Annotated in this window: 10 protein-coding genes and 1 pseudogene; 3 read left to right on the top strand and 8 right to left on the bottom strand. The window is 68.7% G+C overall.

Annotated elements, in window-relative coordinates:
* Positions 1-95: 95 nt before the first annotated feature.
* The 4 genes from FXN61_RS43010 to FXN61_RS42995 all read right to left on the bottom strand — a co-directional run bounded on the left by FXN61_RS43010 (position 96) and on the right by FXN61_RS42995 (position 4135).
* Positions 96-1127 carry a substrate-binding domain-containing protein gene (locus FXN61_RS43010; protein WP_167979596.1) on the bottom strand — a complete coding sequence of 344 codons (1032 nt, stop codon included), beginning with the start codon at positions 1125-1127 and terminating at the stop codon, positions 96-98.
* A 42-nt stretch (positions 1128-1169) separates the two neighbouring features.
* Entirely contained in the window at positions 1170-2201 is a 1032-nt protein-coding gene (locus FXN61_RS43005) for an ABC transporter permease (protein ID WP_167979595.1), read from the bottom strand.
* A complete protein-coding gene (locus tag FXN61_RS43000) occupies positions 2198-3712 on the bottom strand; it encodes a sugar ABC transporter ATP-binding protein (protein WP_167979594.1) in 1515 nt (504 codons plus the stop codon). The genes FXN61_RS43005 and FXN61_RS43000 overlap by 4 nt, the downstream gene beginning before the upstream one ends.
* Before the next feature lie 237 nt (positions 3713-3949).
* Entirely contained in the window at positions 3950-4135 is a 186-nt protein-coding gene (locus FXN61_RS42995; RefSeq protein ID WP_167979593.1) for a hypothetical protein, read from the bottom strand.
* A 120-nt stretch (positions 4136-4255) separates the two neighbouring features.
* Here FXN61_RS42995 and FXN61_RS42990 point away from each other — a divergent pair, with 120 nt between their 5' ends.
* Entirely contained in the window at positions 4256-4924 is a 669-nt protein-coding gene (locus FXN61_RS42990) for an AIM24 family protein (protein WP_167979592.1), read from the top strand.
* A gap of 85 nt (positions 4925-5009) precedes the next feature.
* Here FXN61_RS42990 and FXN61_RS42985 read toward each other — a convergent pair whose 3' ends face one another.
* From FXN61_RS42985 to tnpA, 3 genes and pseudogenes are all read right to left on the bottom strand, one after another.
* The gene (locus tag FXN61_RS42985) at positions 5010-6005 is read right to left on the bottom strand and encodes a hypothetical protein (protein ID WP_246292912.1); all 996 of its coding nucleotides are present in this window, start codon (positions 6003-6005) and stop codon (positions 5010-5012) included.
* Between the two features lie 78 nt (positions 6006-6083).
* Positions 6084-6638, bottom strand: a complete 555-nt coding sequence (locus FXN61_RS42980) for an RNA polymerase sigma factor (protein ID WP_167979591.1) — start codon at positions 6636-6638, stop codon at positions 6084-6086.
* Between the two features lie 222 nt (positions 6639-6860).
* Positions 6861-7266: pseudogene (gene tnpA / locus FXN61_RS42975) on the bottom strand (IS200/IS605 family transposase).
* Between the two features lie 11 nt (positions 7267-7277).
* Here tnpA and FXN61_RS42970 point away from each other — a divergent pair.
* Complete coding sequence (locus FXN61_RS42970) at positions 7278-8513, top strand: RNA-guided endonuclease InsQ/TnpB family protein (RefSeq protein ID WP_167979590.1); 1236 nt, start codon at positions 7278-7280, stop codon at positions 8511-8513.
* A 13-nt stretch (positions 8514-8526) separates the two neighbouring features.
* On the opposite strand, the gene FXN61_RS42965 is transcribed toward FXN61_RS42970, so the two are convergent.
* Entirely contained in the window at positions 8527-9189 is a 663-nt protein-coding gene (locus FXN61_RS42965) for a TetR/AcrR family transcriptional regulator (RefSeq protein ID WP_223165843.1), read from the bottom strand.
* Positions 9190-9284: 95 nt separating this feature from the next.
* On the opposite strand from FXN61_RS42965, the gene FXN61_RS42960 reads away from it, so the two are divergent.
* Positions 9285-9851 (top strand): RNA-guided endonuclease InsQ/TnpB family protein (locus FXN61_RS42960; protein WP_312878436.1); only part of this gene is annotated, 567 nt, incomplete at its 3' end.

The following is a 9851-nucleotide window of genomic DNA, read 5'->3' as shown; positions in this document are numbered from 1 at the left end:
TGCCTCAAAACCGGCACCCTCTACGACGAAACGACCGCCTGGTCCCATCACGTCACTTCCGCTGCGGCTTGACATCTACGCTCCTGGGATGTCTCTCAGGACTCGAAGGCGGTCGGCAGGTAGCGGTCGACGTTGTCCTTGGTGACGACCGGGGCGTAGAGCTGGACCTGACGAGGCACCTCCACCTCGACCAGGTCGCCGAGGCTCTTGTTCTGCACCGCGAGCCGCGCGAGCCGGATGCCGTCGGCGCCCTGGGTGGACGGGTAGATCACGGTCGCCTTGTGCGGGCCGTTGTCCGCCTTGATCTCACGCATCACGTTGGCCGATCCCGCGCCACCGACCATGAAGAACTCGCTGCGGCCGGAGTTCTTGATGGCGGCCGTGACGCCGACGCCCTGGTCGTCGTCGTGGTTCCAGATGGCGTCGATGCGGCGCGCGGCCTGCAGCAGGTTCGCCGCGGCTTTCTCGCCGCTCTCCACGGTGAACTCGGCCGCCACGCGGTTGCTGACCTTCAGCCCGCAGCCCGCCAGTGCCTCCGCGAAGCCCTTGCTGCGGTCCTGGGTCAGCGGCAGCGAGTCGATGCCGGCGATCTCCGCGACCACGGCGTCCGTCTTGCCCTTCAGCCGCTCGCAGACGTACGTGCCCGCGGACACGCCCATCCCGTAGTTGTCGCCCAGAACCGTGGACCGCGCGGCGAACGGGCTGTCGAACTGGCGGTCCACGTTGATCACGGTGATGCCGGCCTTCATGGCCTTGAGCGCGACCGGCGTGAGCGCCGCGCCGTCGAACGGCAGCAGCACGATCGCGTCCACCTTGTCGTTGATGAACGTCTCCACCTGGCTGATCTGGAGGTTGACGTCGTTGGTGCCCTCGACGGCGCGCAGCTCCACATCGGAGTACTTGCCCGCCTCCGCCTTGGCGGCGTTGCTGATCGCGGCCATCCAGCCGTGGTCGGCGGCCGGCGCGGAGAAGCCGATGACGACCTTCTTGCCCGGCTCGTCGTTGGCGACCCTCACACCACCCTGGTTGCCGCCACCCTGGTTCTGGGGCGTGTTGCCCGTGCACGCGGTGAGCGCGACACCGAGTGTCAGCGCGGCGATGAGGCGAGTGGTTCTCTTGTGTGGCATGACTTTCTGTCTCCTCGGGTGGCGGCGGTCGTGGTCGCGGCGTCAGGCACCGCTGCGTCTGGCCAGCCGCTGCTGGAGGAGAACGGCGACCACGATGATCGCGCCCTTCGCGACGGCCTGGGCGGAGATGGAGAGGTTGTTGAGGGTGAACACGTTCGACAGCGTCGTGAAGATCAGGACGCCGAAGACGGTGCCCGCGATCGTGCCGCGTCCACCGGACAGCAGCGTGCCGCCGATCACGACCGCGGCGATCGCGTCGAGCTCGTACAGCCCGCCGTGCGTCGCGCTGCCGGTCGTGGTGCGGGCGATGAGCATGACGGCGGCCAGCCCGCAGCACAGGCCGAGCAGCGTGTACAGCCAGACGGTGTGCCGCCGCACGTCGATGCCTGCCAGCCGCGCCGCCTCCGGGTTGCCGCCCACCGCGAACGTCCGGCGCCCGAACGTGGTGCGGTTGAGCAGCACCCACCCGGCAGCGGCGACCACCGCGAAGATCACCACGAGCACCGGTACCCCCAGCACCGATGCGTCGAAGAACGCGGCGAAGCCCGGCACGTTCACGATCTGCGTCTTGCGGTTGGAGATGATCTCGGCGAGACCACGGGCGGCCGCCAGGCTCGCCAGGGTCGCGATGAACGCCACGACCCGGCCGTAGGCGATGAGCGTGCCGTTGACCAGTCCGCACGCCCCGCCCACCACCAGCGCGGTGAACACGATGACGATCCAGTGCGTGTCGTTGGCAATCCCTTGGGTGGCAAGGGTTGTCGCCCACACCGACGACAGCGCGACGATCGCGCCCACCGACAGGTCGATCCCGCCGCCGGTGATCACGAACGTCATGCCGACGCTCACGACTCCAATCACCGCCGCGAGCCGCAGGATGGTGAGCAGGTTGTCGACGTCGGCGAACCGGTCGCCCGCGGTGACCACACCGCCCAGGCACAGCAGGACCAGTGCGACCACGAGACCGGTGTTGCGCCCGGCCGGGGAGGCGAGCAGCGCCGAGATACCGCGGCCGTTGTCCTTCACGACCGGAGTTCTTTCCCGCGCGGCCACGGCGGCGGTGTCCTCGCTCATGCGGCGTGCCCTTCCATGACCAGGTCGAGGACCCGGGACTCGTCGATCTCGTCGGCGGGACCGTCGTGGACCACCCGGCCCTCGCGCACCACCAGGACCCGGTCGGCCAGGCCCAGGACCTCCTCGACGTCGCTGGACACGACGACCACGGCCACGCCTCTGTCCGCCAGCTCGCGGATCAGCTCGTAGATCTCGCTGCGCGCGCCCACGTCCACGCCTCGGGTGGGTTCGTCCAGCAGCAGCACCCGGCACTCCCGCAACAGCCACCGCGCGAGCACGACCTTCTGCTGGTTGCCTCCGGACAGGCCACGCACCACGCGGTCGACGCCGACCGGCCGGACGTCCAGCGCCTCGGTGAGCCGGCTCGAGCGGGCGCGTTCGGCGCGGTCGTCCAGGAACCCGAACTTGGCGAACGACGACAGCGACGAGACGGTGATGTTGCGGTACACGGCCTGGTCCAGCAGCAGCCCCTGGCTCTTGCGCTCCTCAGGGCACAACCCCATCCCCGCACGCACGGCCGCGCCGACGCTCCCCCGCCGCAACCGCCTGCCATCGACCTCGACGGTGCCGTCGGCCGCTTTGCGCGCGCCGTAGACGGTCTCCAGGATCTCCGAACGGCCCGACCCGACGAGACCCGCGAGCCCGACCACCTCACCGGCGCGGACCGTGAGGTCCACGTCGCGGAAACGGTTCTTGTCGGCCAGTCCGCGCACCACCAGCACCTCCGGCGCGACAGGGTCGACCGGTTTCCTGTGCGGGAACACGTTGTCCAGGGCGCGCCCGGTCATCAACGCGATCAGTTCCGAGGTCTTGACCTCGCGTGCGGGCAGACCCGTCGCGACGGTGCGACCGTCCTTGAGCACGGTCACCCGGTCGCCGATCTCCCTGATCTCCGCCAGGCGGTGCGAGATGTAGACCACGGCCACGCCCTGGGCGGTGAGCTCCCTGATGACACCGAACAGGACCCGCACCTCGTCCGGGTCCAGCACGGCCGACGGCTCGTCCATGATCAGCAGCTGCCCGTCCAGCGACAGCGCCCGCGCCATGCTGACGACCTGCTGGTGGGCCACGGACAACCGGCCGACGTCGCGGTCGGGCCAGATCTCCGGGTGCCCCAGCCGGTCGAGCAACGCACGGGTCCTGCGACGCGCCTCCGCCCGCCGGGTGAAGCCCGCTGTGGACAGTTCGTGGCCGAGGAACACGTTGTCGGCCACCGACAAGCCCGCCACGAGGTCCAGCTCCTGGTAGATGGCGGCCACACCGCTGCGCATCGCGGCCGTCGGGTTGCCGAACGACACGACCTCGCCCCGCCAGCGGATCTCGCCCTCGTCCGGACGGTGCGCGCCGGACAGCACCTTGATCAACGTCGACTTGCCCGCGCCGTTCTGCCCGAGCAGGCAGTGAACCTCACCCGCGCGGACCTCGAAGTCCACGCCCTGCAGGGCCGTCACTCCGGGAAAGCGCTTCACGAGCCCGCGGACCGACAGCAGTGCCGCGGCCGGGGCCGTCATCCGGTCACTCCCGTCCACCGCAGAACACGCGCGCGACAACGCGCGGACGAGCTCACCATTGAGTCCTCCGGGCCCCGGCAACCGCTGTGCCAGCAGGAAATTCGGCCTTACGGACAATCAAACTAATGAGCCGTTTTTCACCTGGTCAAGGTTGTTGAGGTGGCACATATCGGCCAACTTTTCTCTTGACCAGGGGCGCATCACCTCAACCTCGTGGCGCTCTGCGGCAGTAGGGCCTCACCGCTTCTTCGGCCAGGGAATCAGCAGCATGAGACCGCCGCCGGCGCACAGCAGCCCGATCGTCGTCCACAGCTGCTGCCCCGTCATGAAGCTGCCCTCCAGATAGCCCAGTCCTTGGGCGGTCCACACCCCGCCGAGGAGGAGCAGCACGATCCCGAGTCCGGTCAACAGTTTTCTGCTCATGACGGAAGGCTACCGGGCGGCGTCACCTGCCCGAGTCCACAGTGGAGCGCTGATCGGCCCCGCCGGCCACCGCCCACCCCAGGGATGCGCGAGCACATGGTCACCTGCATCATCTGCACCATGCGCAGCTCACTGTTCAACCACGAAGAACGGTCCGTCGAGCCGGGAAGCTTCCAACTGCAGAACGAACGCATGCTCAAGGTGGACCTCACCGGCAGCGGCGGGTTCTTCTTCGCCAAGCAGGGATCGATGGTCGCCTACCAGGGGGACGTCGACTTCGCCTACGAAGGCAGCGGTGGCCTCGGCAAGATGTTCAAGAAGGCCTTCACCGGTGAAGGCATGTCACTGATGAAGGTGTCGGGCAGCGGAGACGTGTTCCTCGCCCAGGACGCCGACGAGATCTTCGTGCTGTACCTGGAGGACGAGGGCGTCACCGTGAACGGCAAGAACGTGCTTGCCTTCGACAGCACGCTCAAGTGGGACATCAACCGCACCGAAGGCGCGTCGATGCTCAGCGGCGGCCTGTTCAACACCACGTTCACGGGCACCGGAGCGCTGGCCATCACCGCCTACGGGACACCGGTCGTGCTGAACGTGGACGTGCCGACGTTCGTCGACATGCAGTCCGCCGTCCTGTGGTCGACCTCGCTGCAATCCTCGATCCGCAAGACGGCCAAGCTCGGTGCTGTCATCGGACGCGGCTCGGGCGAGGCGTATCAGCTCGCGCTGTCGGGTCAGGGCATCGTCGTCGTGCAGGCGTCGGAAGGTCACCCCGTACCGACTGCGTAGTAACGATCGAGTTGGACACACAGACAGAACTGCCCTGGGAGGGCCGACATGATCTCGGCCCTCCCAGGACAGTTCGGTACGAGGATCAGAACTTGCCCGCGGCCACGTCGGCGAGGGTCACGCGGGATGACTTGTAGTTCGCCACCCAGGGCTTGGACGGTTCCGCCGAGTCCTTGGCCGGGATGCCCTCGGAACGCATCGGCAGGCCGTTGTCGGCGTTGACGGTGAGGATGTGCGTGCTGCCGCCCCCCTGAATGGCGGGGCTCGCGGTGAGGGCCAGGGCGGCCTGGCCGTCGATGTCGGTCGTGCCGACGGTCACGTCCTTCATGGTCGCGAGCAGCTTCAGCACACCCGCGCGGACCTCCGCGTTGGCGGCGCCGATGAACAGCGCGTGCGTGGCGCTGCTCCACAGGTGGTTGCCGATGAGGTTCTCCAGGTCCTTGCCCGTCGGGCGCGGCCTGGGGTCGGGAACCTTCTTGCCGTGCTTGCGGAACTGCTCCGCGATCTCCGCCTGGGCCTGCGCCCACGCCTTGTCCGCCTCGGCGGGGCTCAGACCGACTCCCAGGGCGTTGCCCGCGGCGGTGAGCATCGCGACCCTGGCCTTCTCCACGTCGCCGTTCGCGGCGAGGCGGGCCGCCGCCATCACCTTCGCGTCGTACGGCGTGGCATTCTCGGCGGCACCCTTGGCGACCGAGGCCGCGAGGCTCTGCGGCGAGTCGCCGCGGAAGACCTGGCCCTTGTCGGTGTAGACGGTGTAGTAGAGGTTCGGTGTGCCGTCCGGCGCGAACTTCGTGTTGATGATCAGCGACGCTTCTCCTGGCTGCGTGCCGGCCGCCTTGACCGCAGAGGCCAGCTTCACCAGCGGTGACTCGACCACCTGAGGCGACTCGACCGCCTGCGGGGCCGCGTCGGAGTGGCCGGCCGGGACGGTGCCGCCCGTCGTACCAATCACCACAGCCGCCGCGACGGCCGCCGCGCCCACGGCCGCGACACTGACCTTGGGCCAGGACAACCACCGCTTCGGCCGCACGACCGTGCTCGCGGGTTCCGCCATCGCCGTCTGCAGCGGCCGTGCGAGCACGGTCGTAGGACTCGGGACTCGGGGACGGCACTTCACTCAGCTTCTTCATCAGATCCATTTCATCCATGGGTTGTCTTTTCACGTTGTCGGGACTCGCAGTAACGCGGCCACCTCGGGGGCCTCACGCAACGCCTTGCGCGCCTGGTGCAACAGGCGGCGGGCCGTGCCGGCGGGAATGTCGAGCACCCGCCCGGCCTCGGCGACGGTCAGGTCTTCCCAAGCGACCAGGCCCAGCACTTCTCGCTCTTCCGGTTTGAGCCGAGCCAGTGCCCTTCGCAGCAGTGCCTGCGTGTCCACGCGGGCGTCCACCGCCGGCCAGGGATCCCAGTCGCTGGCCACGCCGGTCAGGTCCGACGCCGGCACTTCGGCCGGTTCGGACCGCCAGTGCCGTCGCAGCCTGTTCAGTGCGACGCCGTACAGCCAAGGCCGGGCTTCGGGATACGAACTGTCATAGGTCGCACGGGATTCGTAAGCCGCCACCCACACATCGCCGAGCACGTCCTCGGCCGCCTGACGCCCCACTCTGCGCGCGAGGTAGTTCCCGATCGCGGTCTCGTGGCGGCTGATCACTTCGACGAAGGCATCGGTGTCTCCGCGCAGCGATCTGCCGATCAGTTCCGCGTCTGACGACATGAAGCTCCTCGGGGTTCGCTCAGCCCTTGCACCCCGTCTTTGCCAACGCGCGCCCAAAGCGTTCAGGTTGCTTCGCCTCGGGGCGAACGCCGCTGGTCAGCACGTGTCGGGCAGCTGGACGAACGAGGAGTCGGCCAGGCGGAAACCGCGCTGGCGCAACCGGTGCGGGAGTCGTGCGACGGGCGAAGTCCGCTACCGGTAATGCGGCCAGTGCGCCGGGCTTCAGCCCGGTGGTGAAGGCCCGCGCGGGAGGCCGGTCACGGCTGGGCGTGTCCTAGACCGGCCGGTTTGCTGCTCGATGTACTGGCGCAGTACGGAGATCGGGGCGCCGCCGACCGAACCGGCGAAGTAGGAGCCCGACCACAGGCGTTGTGCCCGCCAGTAGTGGCGGGCGAGTTCGGGGAACTCCTGCCGGATCCGGCGGGAGGAGACGCCCTTGAGGGAGTTGACCAGCTTCGAGATCGCGACCTTGGGCGGAAGTTCACCAGCAGGTGCACGTGGTTGTTGTCGCCGTTGAACTCGCCAGCTCGGTGTCGAAGTCGGCGCAGGCCGCCCGCGTGATCTTTTCCAGCCGGGCCAGGTACCAGCCGATGACTACCCTGCGCCACTGGTCTGTCACGGGAACCATAGGGTGGTGTCGTGCAGCTGCGGTACAACTTCCGCGTCTATCCGGCGCCCGCCCAGCGGCAGGCGTTGGCGCGGGCGTTCGGGTGTGCGCGGGTGGTGTTCAACGACGGCCTGCGCGCACGGCAGGACGCCCGCGAGGCCGGGCTGCCCTACGTTTCGGACGGGGAGCTGTCCAAGCAGGTCATCACCGGGGCCAAGGCGACGCCGCAACGGGCGTGGCTGGGTGAGGTGTCGGCGGTGGTGTTGCAGCAGGCGCTGGCGGATCTGAACACCGCGTACCGCAACTTTTTCGCCTCGGTCACGGGTAAACGCAAGGGCCGCAAGGTGGCGCCGCCCCGGTTCCGGTCCCGCAAGGACAACCGGCAGGCCATCCGGTTCACCCGCAACGCCCGGTTCGCGGTGCTGGGCAACGGACGGTTGCGGTTGCCGAAGATCGGCGACCTGGACGTGCGCTGGTCCCGTGACCTGCCCGCTGAACCGTCCTCGGTGACGATCGTGAAGGACGCGGCCGGCCGGTACTTCGCCTCGTTCGTCGTCACGACAGAGCGGGACGAGACACTGCCGACGGCCGAGTCCGAGGTCGGTGTCGACCTGGGCCTGACGCATTTCGCGGTGCTCTCGGACGGCACGAAGGTGGCCGCGCCGAAGTTCCTGCGCCAGGCGGCACGCAGGCTGGCGCGGTTGCAGAAGTCGCTGAGCCGCAAGGTCAAGGGCTCCAACAACCGCAGGAAGGCCGTCATCAAGGTCGCCCGCGCGCACGCGAGGGTGGCCGACACGCGGCGGGACTGGCAGCACAAGCTGTCCACGGCGATCATCCGCGACAACCAAGCGGTGTACGTCGAGGACCTGTGCGTGGCCGGTCTGGGCCGCACCAGGCTCGCGAAGTCCGTGCACGACGCCGGGTGGGCCGGCTTCACCGGCATGCTGGAGTACAAGGCGGCCCGGTACGGGCGTGTCTTCGCCCGGATCGACCGGTGGCTGCCGACCTCGCAAACCTGCTCGGAGTGCGGACGGATCGACGGGCCGAAGCCGTTGTCCGTGCGGTCGTGGACGTGCCCGTGCGGCAGCGTCCATGACCGGGACATCAACGCCGCCAGGAACGTGTTGGCCGCCGGCCAGGCGGACAACTCAAACGACCGTGGAGCGCAGGTAAGACCAGCATCCGTGCCGGCACCGCGCCGCGAAGCGGTAACCCACCCGGACGCCGCGTGTTCCACGCGCAGCGTGGAGGGAATCTCCGTCCTTTAGGCCGGAGAGGATGTCAAACCCGCGCCGAGGTCGTGAGGCCGGCGGCGTCCGCTCGCGCGGCGGCGATCGTCCGCTGGTCGGCGCCGCACACGCGCAAGCACGCTTCGGCGATGGCGTGGCAGTCCGACGTGTCGGGCACGCGGGTTCGCCTTTGGTGGATCACGACTTCGACGAGCTGGATCAGCATTTCTCCCCGGCGCGCGGCCGCGGCCGACGCCGGATCCTCGCCGGCCACCTTCGCCCCGAGACGGGCATAGGTGTCCTGGAGCTCCGCGCGGTCCTCGCGGAACATGTCGTAGCGCCCAAGTTGTACTTCGGGCAGCAGATAAAGCATTCCGATGTTGTGAGGCGCCGTTGCGAGTGTGTGCGCGTCGGCCATCGCGAGTGCGTAGAGCGCTGCCTCCGGTGCGGCGTCCTCCAGGGCACGAGCCGTGTCCAGGCTGGGCCGCACGGAGGTGCAGAGCAGCTCCAGGAGGATGTCGTCCTTGCCTGCGAAGTGGTAGTAGAGGGAGGCCTGCCTGATCCCGACCCTGTCGGCGATGGCACGGGTGGAGGTCGCCGAGAACCCCTGGTCGACGAAGAGCGCGGCTGCCGCTTCGAGGATCTGTTCGCGTGGCGACCGGTCACCACTCTCGTCGGGTGCGTGGCGCGGGCGGCCGGGGCGGGGGCGAGTCACCAGAGCCTCCGGTGGAAGCCCTGGCCTTCAGACCAGTGAGGAATCCGGGCTCCGCCGGGAGTGTCCCGGCGGAGCCGGGGCGGTCCAAGCACGCAGTGCGCGGGCCGGCAGTCCTGCGTCGTGGTCGTCACGGTGCTCCCGGTAGGTTGTGTGTCGTGCGGACGGCGTACAGGTGCCGGGCTTACCCGACCTCCGAGCAGGCTGCGGTGTTGAACCGCACGTTCGGGTGTGTGCGTCTGGTGTGGAACAAGACCTTGAGCGAGCGGAATCGCCGCTATCGTGCCGAGGGGATGCGTACGTCGTATCGGCAGACCGATGCGGCGCTGACCGAGTGGAAACGCACCGGGGAACTCGCGTTTCTGTCGGAGGTATCCTGTGTGCCGTTGCAGCAGACGCTGCGCCACCAGCACACCGCGTTTGCGAACTTCTTCGCCGGGCGCGCTCGCGTTCCGAAGTTCAAGTCCCGCACCGGGCGGCAGAGCGCGCACTACACCCGCTCGGCGTTCCGGATGCGCGAGGGTGTGCTGATGCTGGCCAAGACCAGCGCACCGCTGCGGTTCGTGTGGTCGTTCGGCGACGTGGACGTGGCCGCGCTGAATCCGACGATGGTGGTGGTGTCGCGTGAGCCGGACGGCCGCTGGTACGTGACTTTTGCCGTGGAC

Source organism: Lentzea indica, assembly GCF_012184385.1.
In the GTDB taxonomy this organism is placed as follows: Bacteria; Actinomycetota; Actinomycetes; order Mycobacteriales; family Pseudonocardiaceae; genus Lentzea; species Lentzea indica.
The sequence above is the reverse complement of the archived record's forward strand: the minus strand, read 5'-3'. Positions and strand labels throughout refer to the sequence as shown.

Bases quoted from the DNA above. Each gene is read 5' to 3' on its own strand.
- FXN61_RS43000 (WP_167979594.1), bottom strand. From the start codon at position 3,712: ATGACGGCCCCGGCCGCGGCACTGCTGTCGGTCCGCGGGCTCGTGAAG.
- FXN61_RS42980 (WP_167979591.1), bottom strand. From the start codon at position 6,638: ATGTCGTCAGACGCGGAACTGATCGGCAGATCGCTGCGCGGAGACACC.
- FXN61_RS43005 (WP_167979595.1), bottom strand. From the start codon at position 2,201: ATGAGCGAGGACACCGCCGCCGTGGCCGCGCGGGAAAGAACTCCGGTC.
- FXN61_RS42995 (WP_167979593.1), bottom strand. From the start codon at position 4,135: ATGAGCAGAAAACTGTTGACCGGACTCGGGATCGTGCTGCTCCTCCTC.
- FXN61_RS43010 (WP_167979596.1), bottom strand. From the start codon at position 1,127: ATGCCACACAAGAGAACCACTCGCCTCATCGCCGCGCTGACACTCGGT.
- FXN61_RS42990 (WP_167979592.1), top strand. From the start codon at position 4,256: ATGCGCAGCTCACTGTTCAACCACGAAGAACGGTCCGTCGAGCCGGGA.